This is a genomic window from Sphingobium fuliginis (assembly GCF_004152845.1).
Lineage (GTDB): Bacteria > Pseudomonadota > Alphaproteobacteria > Sphingomonadales > Sphingomonadaceae > Sphingobium > Sphingobium fuliginis.
Window position 1 is genome coordinate 13,845 of sequence record NZ_SEON01000014.1, and the last position, 14,873, is coordinate 28,717.

8 protein-coding genes and 1 pseudogene are annotated in these 14,873 nt (G+C 62.8%); 6 read left to right on the top strand and 3 right to left on the bottom strand.

Translation table 11 applies throughout. From position 1 onward, the window contains the following. Positions 1–62: 62 nt before the first annotated feature. Entirely contained in the window at positions 63–3,785 is a 3,723-nt protein-coding gene (locus tag EWH10_RS21275; protein WP_065846298.1) for an autotransporter domain-containing protein, read from the bottom strand. Between the two features lie 584 nt (positions 3,786–4,369). Between EWH10_RS21275 and EWH10_RS21280 the strand changes: the two genes are divergently transcribed. The 3 genes from EWH10_RS21280 to EWH10_RS21290 all read left to right on the top strand — a co-directional run bounded on the left by EWH10_RS21280 (position 4,370) and on the right by EWH10_RS21290 (position 10,025). Beyond that, positions 4,370–6,832, top strand: a complete 2,463-nt coding sequence (locus tag EWH10_RS21280; protein ID WP_165363392.1) for a cadherin-like domain-containing protein — start codon at positions 4,370–4,372, stop codon at positions 6,830–6,832. Positions 6,833–6,906: 74 nt separating this feature from the next. Then, positions 6,907–8,679, top strand: a complete 1,773-nt coding sequence (locus EWH10_RS21285) for a type I secretion system permease/ATPase (RefSeq protein WP_065846300.1) — start codon at positions 6,907–6,909, stop codon at positions 8,677–8,679. A gap of 5 nt (positions 8,680–8,684) precedes the next feature. After that, on the top strand, positions 8,685–10,025 hold the full coding sequence (locus EWH10_RS21290; protein ID WP_083199011.1) for an HlyD family type I secretion periplasmic adaptor subunit: 1,341 nt from the start codon (positions 8,685–8,687) through the stop codon (positions 10,023–10,025). Between the two features lie 340 nt (positions 10,026–10,365). On the opposite strand, the gene ltrA is transcribed toward EWH10_RS21290, so the two are convergent. Together ltrA and EWH10_RS21845 are read right to left on the bottom strand one after the other, a co-directional pair. After that, positions 10,366–11,688 (bottom strand): group II intron reverse transcriptase/maturase, encoded by a 1,323-nt coding sequence (gene ltrA / locus EWH10_RS21295; RefSeq protein WP_065846301.1) that lies wholly within the window; start codon positions 11,686–11,688, stop codon positions 10,366–10,368. Between the two features lie 460 nt (positions 11,689–12,148). After that, the gene (locus EWH10_RS21845) at positions 12,149–12,340 is read right to left on the bottom strand and encodes a hypothetical protein (RefSeq protein WP_065846302.1); all 192 of its coding nucleotides are present in this window, start codon (positions 12,338–12,340) and stop codon (positions 12,149–12,151) included. A 199-nt stretch (positions 12,341–12,539) separates the two neighbouring features. On the opposite strand from EWH10_RS21845, the gene EWH10_RS21310 reads away from it, so the two are divergent. The 3 genes and pseudogenes from EWH10_RS21310 to EWH10_RS21325 form a co-directional block, all read left to right on the top strand. Then, the gene (locus tag EWH10_RS21310) at positions 12,540–13,007 is read left to right on the top strand and encodes a helix-turn-helix transcriptional regulator (protein ID WP_204369917.1); all 468 of its coding nucleotides are present in this window, start codon (positions 12,540–12,542) and stop codon (positions 13,005–13,007) included. Then, a complete protein-coding gene (locus EWH10_RS21315; RefSeq protein ID WP_065846303.1) occupies positions 13,004–14,320 on the top strand; it encodes a type II toxin-antitoxin system HipA family toxin in 1,317 nt (438 codons plus the stop codon). Before EWH10_RS21310 ends, EWH10_RS21315 begins: the two co-directional genes overlap by 4 nt. A 221-nt stretch (positions 14,321–14,541) precedes the next feature. Then, positions 14,542–14,723 (top strand): annotated as a pseudogene (locus EWH10_RS21325) (transposase); the annotation flags it as partial. Between the last annotated feature and the right edge of the window lie 150 nt (positions 14,724–14,873).

The following is a 14,873-nucleotide window of genomic DNA, read 5'->3' on the forward strand; positions in this document are numbered from 1 at the left end:
ATTTCCGAACGACCGTCAGCGGAAAACAATTCGGGAAAGCTGCCTTCAATTCTTCTGCAAGATCAAAATTGCCAGTTCAGGCCGGCCTGAAACTGATGATTTTGCCCGCTACGGGCCAGGGCGCCTTGATAACCGAGATTGACCTGCAACCGGTCGCGGATCGCGCCATGCAACCGCAATTCGCTGACCAGACTATCCTGTGCAATCGGCAGGCCGCTGACCGCGAAACGCTGGCCGTCAAGGGCAGCCTGAACCACCGGCAGTTGATCTCCGAAAACATGCTGCCAGCCCGCCGATGCGCGCACCGCGAGCCGAGCGCTTCCTACAGCCAGATCGAGGTCGCCGCGCGTGCCCGCGGTCGCGTAGCTGGTGCGCAGGGAATCCGCTTCCAGTTGCAATGCCGCCGCCGCGCCGCTTTCCTGCCCGCGACCGACATCCAGCCGCACATGCGCGATGCTGGCGAAGGGTTCGATCGATCCCGCCGCCGTCTCGATGCGATAAGCGGTCTCTCCGAACATCTGCGCGGTCGTTGCGCGATACTGGGTGGCGACACCGTCTGCAAAACCGGAAAAGCGCACGGAACGTTGGACCGCTACATCCTGCCAGGCGAAGACCAACCCGCCGCGCAACGCCACCCGGCCCAGCGTCCCGCCGCCGTAGACCCCGGCGTGGTAGCTGTCCACATCCGCCTGCCCCTCTCCCCTCATGCGATCGCGGTTGTGGCCGCCGACCATGCCGAGGCGAAAGCTGCTGCCGGGTGCCTGAGCCTCAATGCCTATCAGTCCGCCCGACGAACTTTGTTCGAACCGCGCGGCATTGCCGTCGCTGCGCCAATGGCTCCAGGCATCGAGCGCCTGTCCCCAATAGGTCAGCCCCGGACGGTCCGAAACCGTCCCGCGCAATCGGTCCAGCGCCGCATCGCGCGACAGGCTGCTGTTCTGGATCAACGCGGCACGCAGCGAGGCGTGAAATTCGCCGGACAGCTGATCGAAGGCTTCGCGCGCCGTCTCGGCATCACTCATCAACACGGCGTCCTGTACCTTGCTGCCTGCCGCCATCCTCTCCAGCGCCGCACCGGTCGCCTGCTGGTTCGAGGATGCGGCGACATCGCTGAACCGGACATCATTGCGATCCAGCCTCAGCCTCACGCTGTCACGGCCGTAGCGGAGCTGAGGCGTCAGGAAGGCGTAGGTGGACGTAACCCCGTCGAACCGGCCCTGCACCCCGCCCTCCGCGAGCAGAATCACGTAGGTGGAACTGGGCCGGTAATTGCCGCTGGCGCCGATATGGGCGACTGTGCCGCCGAGCGTCGCCACGCCGGTCACGATGATCGTATCCGCCGACGTACCGAACGGATCGACCTCCACCTCATAGCGGCTTCCCGGCGCGAAGGTCAGATTTCCCTCGACATGAAGCTTTGCGATCCCGGGACCGGGCGCGATCCTGCCGCCGGGAGCGACTCGGACGGAACCCAACGTCCCGCGGCCGGCCAGCATCGCGTTCGCCTCCACCGCAATCTGGCCGCCCAGCTTTCCCTCGAGTATCAGCCGTCCGGACTGAAGCTGGGTGCTGCCGGTGAAGCCGGAGGAATCGCCATCGAGGGTCAACGCGCCGCCGCCCGCCTTGATCAACCGCCCGCTGCCGCCGATCCGGCCGGAATAGCGGCTGGCGCTGGTCTCTGCGAACTGAAGTTCCGCGCCCGGCCGCAGGTCGGCATTGCCTGTAAAGCGGCTCGCCGCGGTCGTCAGCCGTCCCTCTTCCAATCGCCAGTCGAGCGCGCTGGGGCCAGTGAGCGTCAGCACGCCGCTGCCCCTTTTCACCATCGTCCCGGCGTTTCCATCGAGCGCCCGGATCGCGCCGGAGAAACTGCCATTCTCCCGCTGGTCGAACACTAGCGTCGCCGCATTGCTGACATTGCCGCGAAGCGCGCGGCTATTGCCAATCAGCGTGCCCGCCTCGACTTCAGTATCGCCCGTGTAGCTGTTGGCGCCGGACAGGATGAGCGTGCCCGCATCGCGCTTGACCAGGGTGGTGGCTCCGGCCAGGGGCGCGGCGATTTCGGCGGTCAGGCCGGAATCCCACACGCTGCCCGCGCCGACGCGGATGACCGTGCGATCCCCCCCCGCCAATGTCAGTGTGCCTCCCGACAGGACATAGCCGCCGGTCGCGAACTGCAATCCGCCGGTTTTTACCGCCCCGGCGCTATTGTCGATCAGCACCTGCCCGCTATTGCCGGTGAAGATCGCAAAGCCATTGGCCTTTCCAGCCTCGTTGACGGTTCCGTCCTGCCCGGTCCAACTAAGAGCTCCGTTGCGCCAGACGCCGGGGCCGCCGTCCACCCGGCCGTTTCCATAGCGGGTCGGGTCGCCACCGTCCCAGAATTGCAAGGGCCGCGCCGCCGTGCCGGAAAGAAGATTCACTTGCCCCACGGTCGCAGTCTGGATCGAAAGACCGTCGGCAGCTTGACCGGGCGGCAGCGCACCGATCTCCAGCCCTCCATCGGTGAGCTGGCCGCCATAGCTGATGAGCCGATAAAGCCCTTCACCCAACGGCGCGCCGTTGGAAACCTGCAGCGTGCCGTCCAGCGTCACATCGCCCGCTACATCGAACAGCGCCGGATCTTGCGTCGTCCCGAAACTGGCCTGGGTGATCGAACCGGCGCCAAGTACAAGACTTCCCATATGAAGCGTCGCGCCGGCCCTGCCCGTCAGGCGCCCGCCTGTGGCGATCTCCACGGCGCCGACCTGCCCACCGCCGCTCAACATGCCATGTGCGCCGACATGGAGCGTGCCGCCCAATGCGCCATCCACCCGCAGCGCGCTGTCGACAACCTCCGTCCGGCCGGAGAATGTGGACTGGCCGGTCAGGACGAGCATGCTGGCCCCTTTGATGTCGAAACGGCCATTACCCGAAAGAGCGTAGGGATAGAGGGTTTCCGTCTCCGCCCCCTCGCCCGCGTCGAAGGTCAGTTGTCCCGCCGCACCTATCTCGACATTGCCGCCAAAGCCGGCCGCGCGAGCCACCAGAGCGCCTTCTTCCACACGCCAATCCAGATTATTGCTGCTTCCAAGGGTCAGCGTGCCTTCACCCCGTTTGATCATGAAGCCCCAGAAGCTGAACAGGCCGCTTACGCCCCCGGCAAAGATTCCGTCTCTATTCTGATCGAAGATGACGGTGCCGCCATTTTCCAGATTGCCGCGGATCGAATCCGCGTTGCCGATCAGCGTGCCGCCATCGACGCGCGTATTGCCTTGATAGCTGTTCGCGCCGGTCAGGATGACCGTGCCGAAATCATTGAAGAACACGCCTCCATTGCCGGTCAGTTCGGCCTCGATCCGCGTGGTCGCCCCCGCCGTTGAACGAACCGAGGTGTAGGCGCCACCATCGAGTTTCAGTTGCCCGCCGACGAGCCGATAGCCGTCCGTTAGAAAATGCATGCCGGTGACAGCCGGTACGCCGCTCCTGTCGTCGATCGTTACCGTGCCGGCCTGTCCTTGAAAAACGGTGAAGGCGGGGACGGGCCGCATCGGACCATTCACCGTGCCGCTGCTGTCGGTCCAGCTCGGGTCGGTGGCGCTCCAGACGCCCGAGCCACCGTCGATGACGCCATTCTCATGCTCGGCCGGATCGCTGCCATCCCAAAAGCGCAGCGCCGGTTGCGCTTCCGCATTGTCGGGCAGCACCATCAATCCACCCACGACCAGCGCTGCGATACTGTCGCTCGCCAGCCGTCCTGCTTTCGATACGGAATGCGCAATCGCTCCGCGCCGTCCTTCACCTCGCATTGGCGTAACCCCTTTATTAAGAAGGCATTTTTATAGCCTCCTGAAGAGCTGTGACGACGCAATAGCTTTGCGCCATTATGTTATCATTCTGCGGGGGAAAGAGGGGTGATCGCCAAACTTGCCGCGAAGGCTGTTATCCCCGCCTCATTGCGAAGCGGAGAGGCGAAGAATTTGAAGGAGTTGGGGCATGGTGCAATCGATCTTCTGAGCGCCGGCTTCATAGCCGGAATGCTCTTTGGCCGATCCCAGAACAGGATCCATGGGGAAGCTGCCGTTTGTTTGAACAGGCTGGTCCGCCACATGCATCCCAATCGTGCGCGCCCGTCTTGAGTTTACGATTCCGCGCTTTTTCAGCCGAGTAGCAATGGCGCAATAATATTGCCGATGATATATATCAAACTAGATATTTATGCCGTTTGTTATATACGATTAGTCTTAATTAATAAAATATATGTTCTTTAAAGGGACAACTTATTAATTTTAACCAACAATCATTGGTAACAGTTTTCTCCAAATTCTATATGGTTCACCAGATCCGTCGGGATTTATTAACAGCGACAGACATGTTTGGGGGGATAGTGAACATGGCGAATTCGACTACATCGGTAAACACGACGTCGATGTACAACACGCCGCAGGCTGTGGACGATTTCTATTCCGTCTCGGAAGGGAACGCGACTCACATATTGACGTTCGATGTCATGGCGAACGATCTGGGCGGCAACGCCAAGAGCCTCTATTCGATCACCGATCAGACCGACAGCGGCGCCGTAAACTACAACACGAGCCAACTGATCACGAAAGACACTCCTGGCGGCGCCTGGGAACCGACGGAACGGGGCGGCAGCATTCGCATCAACAATGGCAAGCTTGAGTATCTCGTCTCTTCCAGTCTGCAGGCGAGCATCGATCATCTCGGCGTCGGCGAAACGATCGTCGACCGCGTGACCTATACCATTCAGCTCGCGAACGGCACGTTGAGCGTCGCCGAAGCCACCATCACCTTCGTCGGCACGAACGACGCGCCCGTCATCAGCCTCGCCAGCGGCGACAGCGCCGCCACGAGCCTTGACGAAACCAACAGCGGGCTGAGCAAAGCCGGTACGTTGACAGTCACTGATGTCGATACATCGGACAAGATTTCCTCCGTCGTGAGCGGCGTGACGGTGAACGGGCCCTCCGGCGGCCTTAGCAACGACGCGCTGAAAGCCATGCTGACCTTGTCGCCGTCCAGCGCACTCGAAGCTAACAGCGGCGATCACAACAATCTTGGCTGGAACTTCAACTCGGGCACGCAGGCCTTCAATTTCCTAGCCGCCGGCGAGACACTGACGCTGACCTACGGCGTGCAGGTGAGCGATGGTCATGGCGGCACCGATAGCACGAATATTACCATCATCATCCACGGCACCAACGATGCCCCCGTTCTGACGGCTCCGGCGGCAACGCTCGCCCCTGGCACGGAAGACACCGGCTACACCATCTCGGCCACCGACCTGTTGGCTGGCTTCACCGATGTCGACGGCGACACGCTCGCGATCTCCGGCCTCACCGCCGATCATGGCACGCTCGCCGACAACGGCGACGGCACCTGGACCTTCTCACCGGCCGCCAATTATAACGGCCTGGTCAGCCTCAGCTACAATGTCGTGGACGGCCATGGCGGTTCGACCGCCGCGACGCAGGACTTCGTGCTGGATGCAGTCAACGACGCGCCCGCGCTGACCGGCATGGCGGCCACACTCGCCCATGGCACGGAAGACACCGGCTACACCATCTCGGCCACCGATCTGCTGGCTGGCTTCTCCGATGTCGACGGCGACACGCTCGCGATCTCCGGCCTCACCGCCGATCATGGCACGCTCGCCGACAACGGCGACGGCACCTGGACCTTCTCACCGGCCGCCAATTATAACGGCCCGGTCAGCCTCAGCTACAGTGTCGTCGACGGCCATGGCGGTTCGACCGCCGCGACGCAGGGCTTCGTGCTGGATGCGGTCGCTGATCCAGCCTTGATCGGCGGCGTCGATACGGGATCGGTGACTGAGGACGCCGCGCTCACGACGGCACAGGGGCAGTTGACCCTTTCCGATCCGGATGGCCCGACGAGCTTTACCTCTACCAGCCAGAGCGGTACCTATGGCAACTTCAGCATGGGCAGCGACGGCCTGTGGACCTATGCGCTGCTCAACGGCGACGCCGACACGAACGCTCTCAACAACGGCGATCATCCGACGGAAACATTCGTGGTGCAATCTGCGGACGGCACCAGTCATAATGTCGTCATCACCGTGAACGGACATAGCGACTTCGCCTATGTCGCGCCGACGATCTTCACCGGAACGGGCGATCCGAACGACAATGACAGTGAGACCGTCACCGGGGCCAATGCGCAAACCGGATCGAGCGGACCTGACACGCTCACCGGCTCGGTCAATAACGACAAGATCGCAGGCGGGGCCGGCAACGACATCATCAATGCGGGCGACGGGAACGACAGCCAGCTTTATGGACAGGCGGGCAACGACACCCTGAATGGCGGGACAGGAGCGGACAAGCTATGGGGTGGGTCCGGGGACGATCTCCTCTACGGCTATCAGGCGCCGGCAGCCTCTTCGTCGGCTCTGGACGGCGCGGACGACATCTATGGCGGGTCCGGCAACGATCAGATCTTCGGACAGAATAGCGCCGATCTGATCGTCGGCGGCTTTGGCGCCGATCTGCTGACCGGCGGGACGGGCGCGGACACCTTCCGCTATCTCGACGTCCGGGATACGGGCGACACCATCACCGATTTCTCGCAAGCACAGGGCGACAGGATCGATCTGACCGCGCTGTACACGGCCGGTGTGAATGGCGGCGTGCTGATCTTCGACGACGCGCTTTCGGCGGCGGGCGCCGTGGCGGAAGGGCATGTCGGCTACGTCTATGATGCCGGCACCAATGTCACGACCGTCTATGTCGGGGTGAATGCCGCCTACGGGGCCGATCTGGAGATCAAGCTGAACGGCAATATCGATCTGGCGGCGGGCGACTTCCTGCTCTGACCGCCGGGGATCGATGGCGGGCGGGCCGCGGTGGCCGCGCCCGCTCCAGCCACGAAGAACGGATTTGACGGGCCATGCAGCCTCGCTTTTCAGCCCTCTCGCTCCTGCTCAAGGACAAGGAACTGGCCCGGATGGTCGGCCCGTACCGGTCCGCCCTGTGGACGGTGCTGGCGCTCAGTGTCGTCCTCAACATCCTGCTTCTCGCAGGTTCGATCTACCTGATGCTGGTCTATGACTCGGTTCTGCCGAGCCATAATCTCGCGACGCTGGCGGGATTGTTTCTGATGGTGGCGCTCGTCTACGGCTTTCAGGCCATGCTCGACACGATGCGGGCGCGGATCATGGGGGATGTCGCCAATGCGTTGGAGCGCCCCCTTTCGGCGCGGGTGCAGCAGGCCATGTTCCGATCCTCGCTGAGCAGCGCCGCCGGCGCGGGCGATCCGCTTCAGCCCATGCGCGACCTTGATCACGTCCGCGCCTTCCTCGGCGGATCGGGACCGATGACGTTGCTGGACCTGCCTTGGGTGATCTTCTTCCTGCTGATCCTGTCGCTGCTGCATGTCTATCTCGGCCTCACGGCGTTGTTGGGCGCGATCGCCCTGTTCGGGCTGACGCTATTCACCGATCGGGCGACGCGCGATCCGGTGCGAACGCTGGCCGAAGTGACGGGTCAGCGGCAGGCGCTGGCTGCCGACAATGTGCGGCATGTCGAACTGCTGGCCAGCATGGGCATGCGCGGCGTGATGCTGGAACGCTGGGCCGGCATCAACCGGCAGTTTCAATGGGCCCAGACCCGCCTCTCCGAAACGACCGGGGCGTTGGGCGGGGTCAGCAAGACCGGCCGCATGTTCCTGCAATCGCTGCTGCTATCGGTGGGAGCCGTGCTGGTGATCCGAGGAGAGGCCAGCGGCGGCGCGATCTTCGCCTCCTCGGTCTTGGGATCGCGCGCGCTGGCGCCGGTCGATCAGCTGATTGGCAACTGGCGCTCCTTCGTTTCCGCCCGGCAGGGCTGGTTCAGGCTGACCGAGCTGCTGTCCCGCTGTCCGGCGGAAAACGGTATCTCGACCACCCTGCCGCCGCCCGTCCGCGAAGTACAGGCCGAACAACTGGTCATCGTCCCGCCCGGCACCCAGACACTCGCCGCCCATGGCTTGGACTTCAGTCTGGCGGCCGGCAGCGCGATGGGCGTCATCGGTCCCAGCGCGGCGGGCAAATCCTCCTTCGTGCGGGCGCTGATCGGCGTGTGGCCGCCCGTGCGCGGCTGCGTCCGGTTGGACGGCGCGGCGCTCGACCAGTGGGACCGGGATCGGCTGGGCCGTCATATCGGCTATCTGCCGCAGACGGTCGAGCTGCTGGAGGGCAGCGTCGCCGAGAATATCGCCCGCTTCGATCCCGCCGCCCCATCCGAAGCGGTGGTGGCGGCGGCGATAGCGGCGGGATGCCATGACATGATCGTGCGTCTGCCCCAGGGCTACGAAACGCGGGTGGGGCGTGACGGCATCAGTCTATCCGCGGGCCAGCGCCAACGCATTGCACTCGCCCGCGCTCTGTTCGGCGATCCGTTCCTGGTGGTGCTGGACGAACCAAACAGCAACCTCGATGCCGAAGGAGAGGCGGCATTGGAAGCCGCGATCGCCGGCATCCGCCAGCGTAATGGGATAGCGGTGGTGGTGTCGCATCGCCCCTCCATTCTTGCGGGAGTCGACCGCATCATGTTCATGCGCCACGGCCGGATGGAGGGCTTCGGCCCCAAGGACGAGATATTGGCACGTTTCGTGTCCGGCCAGGCTGCTCCGGTCGCGATCGACGGCGGCAGGCCCGCGCATGCCGCGCGGGCGAAAGGGTGAGCGGCATGTCCCAGGTTCCGATGACGGTCGCCAACGATATTCTCGCCTCACCCGCCTATGATCCCGACACCCTGCTGCCGATCCGGATCAGGCGCGCGCGCGTCGCCTTGGCGGCGATGGTGTTTGGACTAGGCGGACTGGCCGCATTCTTGCCTATGGGAGCGGCGGTTATCGCCCCCGGCCAGATCGGGGTCGAATCCCGGATCAAGCGCGTCGCCCATCCCTATGGCGGCACCATCGCGGAAATTTTCGTCAGCAACGGCCAGCATGTGCGCAAGGGCGACAGGCTGATCCGGCTCGACGACAAGGTATCGGGCGGCGATGCCGACCTGTCCCACCTTTCCGTCGACCAGTTGCTCGCACAACGCGCCCGGTTGGAGGCGGAGAGCAATGGCGCCGCCCATATCGCCTTTCCCGCCCTGCTGACGCGACGGAACGATCCGGGCGCGATCCGGGCGATGGCGGACGAGCAACGCCAGTTCGCGCTCCATCGCGGTGAAGCGGCCGGGCTGATCGCCCAGCTTCAGGCCCGGATCGCCCAATATGAGCAGCAGATACGCAGCCAGCAGGCGCAGGTCGAGGCGCTGCGTCGTCAGGCCGGGTTGATCGAGCCGGAACTGCGCGGGCTGCGCGAACTGTACGACAAGCAGCTGGTGACCATCACCCGGAAAAATCAGCTTGAACGCACCTCGGTGAGCATCGATGGCGAGGCGGCCTCACTGGAAGCGAACATGGCCGAGGCCCGTTCGCGCATCAGCGAGGCGCGTGCCCAGATCCTGGAGGCGACCCAGAAGAAGCGCTCCGATGCGGGCACGCTGCTCGCCCAGGTCAATGCCGCACTCAACCAGCAACAGTCCAAAAGCCTGTCCTCCACCGACATGCATGACCGCAGCCTGCTGGTCGCGCCTTATGACGGGGTCATCGACAAGCTCGCCTTTAGCGCTGCGGGCGACGTCATTCGCCCAGCCGAGACGATCATGGAAGTCGTGCCCGACAAGGACCAGTTGGTCGTCGAGGCGGCTATCACCCCGATGGACATCGATCAGGTCCGCAACGGTCAGCATGTTCGGATCAAATTCACTTCGCTGAATTCCACGGCAGCCCCTGAACTCACCGGGAGGGTCATCTTCGTGGCGCCATCGCGAACGAGCGATCCCGATGGACACAATAGCTTTTTCCCTGCGCGAATCATGATCGACCGAGAAGCATTGAAGCGGCATTCCACCTTACGAATCCGACCGGGCCTGCCCGCCGAACTGTTCATTGAAACGGGTAGCCGATCGATGCTGTCCTATCTCACCAAGCCATTGCGGGATCAGTTCGACCGCGCGTTCACCGATAATTGAACTATCGCCGTCACTCCTGTTTCGGCCTGGGCAAGAAATTTATACCCGCTCCTTATGGTCGCCTGCCACAGGACAGCGTTCCTGCCGAGAGCCGTGTCCGCACAAGGATATGGAGGCGCGACTCATATGCGCGGAATGACCGTTCCAGAATCGCTATCCGGGTGCTGGAGCGGCCCGAAATGGCGGTAGCAGCCAATTCCGCAGTCGGTAGAGTCAGGAAGTGGCGCGGTGTCGTGCGGCGCGCCTGTGGGGCTTGCCAGACGGTCCGTTTCCACTCCCTGCTCATCGAACCGGACGTGCAGATCTCCCGCATCCGGCTCTCGGACAAGACATCACGCCTTCACCCACGGCGGGCCGCGGCCACGTTAGCCAGACGCACGAGGCCGAAGCGCTCGTACAGCTCAGGGTCGTGATAGGCTCCCTCTCGCCGTCGTCTGGTCTTGTATTTGGCGCGCAGCCACCGACGCAACCGCACCACTGCGTAGCTGTCGACGGCCCGATATGCTCTGCTCGTAGTGCCAACCGAGAAGTAGTTGGCCCATCCGCGCAGCACCCGGTTCATCTTGGCCACCAGATATGTGGTATCCTGCCATGTACGCGCTCGGTCCGTAAGCTCGTGGATCGTTGCGACCACGCGCTGGATGCTTTTCTTTGATGGCCGGTGGCCCATGTAGGCTTTACCGGTTTTCGCGGAGTACATCGTACCGAACGTGTATCCCAGAAAATCGAACGTTTCGTCCGGCACCTTGCAGATGCGTGTCTTCTCCTCGTTCACCGTCAGCTTCAACTTCTCCATGAGCCCGCGCATGTGATCGAGCGCGGCTTCCGCGTTGCCCTTCTCACACAGGATCACGAGGTCGTCGGCATAGGTGATGAGCCGCGTGCCGAGGCGTTGCCCAAGGCCGAGCTTCCGCCATCCCAGCACGAACCGGCGCATGTAGATATTCGCCAGCAGCGGTGAGATGGGTGATCCTTGCGGGATACCGCGCCGCTGATCGCGCGCCTGCGTCGTTCGCTTCTTCCGCCCCCTGTCGTCCGTTTCCTCGACAGCGCATTCCAGCCAGGATTTGATCAGATGCAGCACGCGCGGATCGACGATCCGGCGCGACACTGATTTCATCAGCTCCAGGTGTGGGATGGTGCCAAAGTAGTCGGCAAGGTCGGCGTCCACGACATCCGGACGGCCACGGAACAGCTGCTCTTCCACCTCAACCACGGCCTGCTGGGCGTTTCGCCCGGCTCGATAGGCGTAGATTTCCGGTGGAAGGTCGGCTTCAAAGATCGGTTCGAGCACCAGCATCGCTGCTGTCATGCAGACCCGATCCCGCACGGTGGAAATGCCCAGCGGCCTGAGTTTGCCGTTGGCTTTTGGTATGTAGACACGTCTGATCGGTTCCGGCCGATACGTCTCCTCCCTGAGCGCAAGCGCCAGTTCCGCCAGCCACCGCTCGGCGCCATATTCCTCGATGTCCGCAAAGTCCTGTCCATCCACGCCCGGCGCGCCCTTGTTGGAGCGACACTGGGCATAAGCACGGGCCAGAATGTCATCGCGGCTGATCTTGTCGTACAGCGCGTAGAAGCGATAGCCGGCTTCTGCCTTCGCTTTCGCGTGCAACGCCTTCTGCAGTTTCTGGACGCTTTTCGGAGTTGATAGGTTTCCCAATCTCCTGCCCCTTACCACTTGTTGCGTTCATCTTGAACTGAGGCTCCTTCCCTCCACCGGCATTACCCGACTTCCTCGGTACTACGGGCCTCTCCGCCACCCCATCGCGCCCGTCCCATCCCTCGCGGGCGTCCGGTTGCCGATCCCTCGGCACGCCATGGGGCTTCCCGTGTTGCGTGCACTTTCCTTGCGTACATGCTATCGCCACTACCCCGGTGCAGCAGACGGGCTCAAACGTCGCTCAAACTTGCCCGTCCATATCAACCTTCCCCGTAAGGGTTAACGGGTCGGCCTGCACATCGTCCTTTTCGAGGATTGCTCAGCGTTCACTCACGTTACGGCCTGTACGCTCGCACGGTCACCTACGTGACCGTCATCCGAGGGCTTCAGACATATCGTCACCTCCATGCCTGCCCCGGTTGCTTCCGGCTGGAGCATCGCCGGGTGGGCCTTTCACCCACTAGAAAGTGCCGCCTTTGCACGGCGCACACCCATCGAAGACATTCAACCCCGGTTTTTCTGTTCCAAGCAGCAGAGCCTCGGCCAATCTCCCTCCGGCCGCGCGGAACTGCGCTTCGCCATCGCCCGGCGCCTTGGTCTGCGACCCCTTCTCGGCGAACGGGTCGAATTCATCTGGAATGACGAGCCCCATTAAGCATCTGACGGCAGATAGTGCGCATCTTTGCGCCATGGCGTGCTCCCGTACGGTAGCGGTTCATTTCGCGTTTTGCATTGCGTTTGAATTTGCTCCCGTACAGGAACCGGGTTCGGCTGAGTATGATACCGAGCGGGATCATTTTTCTTGCCAAATGGGATAAAACGGCCTATCTGCTCCCGCTCAGGAGCATATCGTGGCAAAGTCTTCACATTCATCACCGATCGATCTCGCTGGCGAAGGCTCGCTGAGCAATGCGGTGCGATCGCGTGGCGCCGGTGGGCTATCTGGGACTGACCAGGCTGCGATTTCGGACATCCTCGGCGGGGGAAGATCTACTCTTGCGCCCATCGCGCGAGGCAAGCCCGCACTGCCCCCCGGGCCGACGCCACCTGCAGTCCACTCGACGCCAATCGAACCCGGCCCACGCGAAGACCGCAAACGCGGCACCGTGGTCACCTCGGTTGCCGATATCGGCGATCTCGTGCGACAGGCCCGAGTGCGCCTCGGCTTCAACCAGCAGCGCTTCGCCGATATCGCTGGCGTCGGACGTCGCTTCGTCTCCGAACTGGAAGCGGGCAAAGGCAGCGTCGAAACGGAGCGCTTGCTGCGGTGCTGCCTTGCCGCTGGTATCGACCTCTTTGCGCGGCCCCGCCAATCGTGACGACGCTCGACGTCTGGCTGGAGGCGTTCGACCAGCCGGTCGGGACACTCGCGCGCAGCGATGCGGGCGATCTGACCTTCACCTATGCGCAGACCTATCTCGACACAGCAGCCGCGCATCCCATCTCGCTTTCGTTGCCACTGGACGAGCGCGCCTATGACGACCGCATCGCGCGCGCCTTCTTCCAGAATTTGCTGCCCGAGAACAACCAGCTCGATCAGTTGATTGTTCGCGAACGCCTGGAGCGCAGCGATATCGCCGGCATCCTGTTTCATCTCGGCGCCGACCTGTCCGGCGCGTTGTCGTGTCTTCCCACGGGAACGGAGCGGATAAAGATCCCTGGCATCTTCGAACGCGACTATGACCTGATCGACACCGATCAACTCGTCGACATAGTTCGTCGTCTCGGCAATGATCAGCCGCTCCCAGGCGAACTACGTGATCCATCACCCGTGTCGGGCTATCAGCGTAAGGTGGCGCTGACGCTCCTGCCGGGCGATCGCTACGCGGTCCCGAAGCCTGGATGCGGTGCGCCCACAACGCACATCCTCAAGGTGCCCGAGACCGCATTCCCGCGCGAAGCCTTTTACGAAGCGGTCTGCGCGAGCCTTGCAGATCATGTCGGGCTTGACGCCGCGCCCTCCCGGTCCTTCTGGATCGACCAGTACGAAGTCATCTTGTCGACCCGCTACGACCGTGTCGTGGTCGACGGAACCGTCTATCGGCGCCATCAGGAGGATTTCGCGCAGGCGCTTGGCCTACCGCCCCGCCTCAAATATGAACGCGAAGGCCGCGAGGGCTATCGCTATGACACAATATCCATCGCGACTGTCCTTCGCCAGACCGAGAGTCCGGCGCTCTCGATCGACGCATTCCTGCGTGCGACGATCTTCAACCTCGCCATCGGCAACACAGACAATCACGCGAAAAACCATGCCTTGCTCTATGAGGCTGGCGCCGCGCCCCGGCTCGCGCCCCTGTACGATCTGGTACCCATCACGCTGAGCGCCGCGCACAATCACAATCTGTCCTTCAAGATCGGGACCGCCGACCATCCCGATGCCATTGCGTCTGACGACCTGGCTGCGCTGTTGGCACAGTTCGATCTCATCGGTCCCTCGGCGCGACGCTTCATTGAACAACGGCTGGTTCCGGTCATCGCGCCGCTGGCCCAGGCGCGCGACGTCGAGGGCGGTTGGGCCAAGCGCTTCGATGCCGCGCTGACGCAGCGAAGTGCGCGCTTGCTCGACCAGCTCGCCCAAGTGATTGAACAAACGAGGCATAGCGCGCGCGGCACCAGGCATCAGGGATGAGAGGAAACGCATGTCCGGCATCGACCTGCTAAAGGCAATCAACAAGGTATAGGACGTGGTGCACAATCGCCCCCGCCCGCTGCGCGAGTTCGACCAGATCTATATGAAAACCGGTGATCTGGTCATACAAAGCGATGTCGTCGCCGGCTGGGCGCCGGCAAGCGCCTCGCCTTCATCGGCAACGGCGACGTCGTCAGCGTTTGCGTCGCCTATCTGCGCGACCCCGTCGCCATCGCACATACCAGCACCGCTACGATCGCATCGCCTACAAGCAGCGTGGGGCATCAAAGGCTTCTTCGCCAAGCTCAAACAATGACGACGCATCGCCACCCGCTACGACAAACTCGCCGCAAACTTTCTCGGCTTCGTCAAACTCGCGAGCATCATGCTATGGCTCAAATAATTAATTCGTCACCACACCCTAGCTGTCTGGTTGCGACACATCATTGGCGTAATATAGTACGTCGTCGACTTTAGTCATAAGATCGTCCGGTACCATCGGCTTGTAAAGAGGATTGGCGAGCGCGGGCATTAGGTCGATCCGCTCCTCTAC

What these genes read in the sequence shown, in the direction of transcription:
- EWH10_RS21275 (WP_065846298.1), bottom strand. Translation starts at nt 3,785, where the DNA reads ATGCGAGGTGAAGGACGGCGCGGAGCGATTGCGCATTCCGTATCGAAA.
- EWH10_RS21280 (WP_165363392.1), top strand. Translation starts at nt 4,370, where the DNA reads ATGGCGAATTCGACTACATCGGTAAACACGACGTCGATGTACAACACG.
- EWH10_RS21285 (WP_065846300.1), top strand. Translation starts at nt 6,907, where the DNA reads ATGCAGCCTCGCTTTTCAGCCCTCTCGCTCCTGCTCAAGGACAAGGAA.
- EWH10_RS21290 (WP_083199011.1), top strand. Translation starts at nt 8,685, where the DNA reads ATGTCCCAGGTTCCGATGACGGTCGCCAACGATATTCTCGCCTCACCC.
- EWH10_RS21845 (WP_065846302.1), bottom strand. Translation starts at nt 12,340, where the DNA reads ATGGGGCTCGTCATTCCAGATGAATTCGACCCGTTCGCCGAGAAGGGG.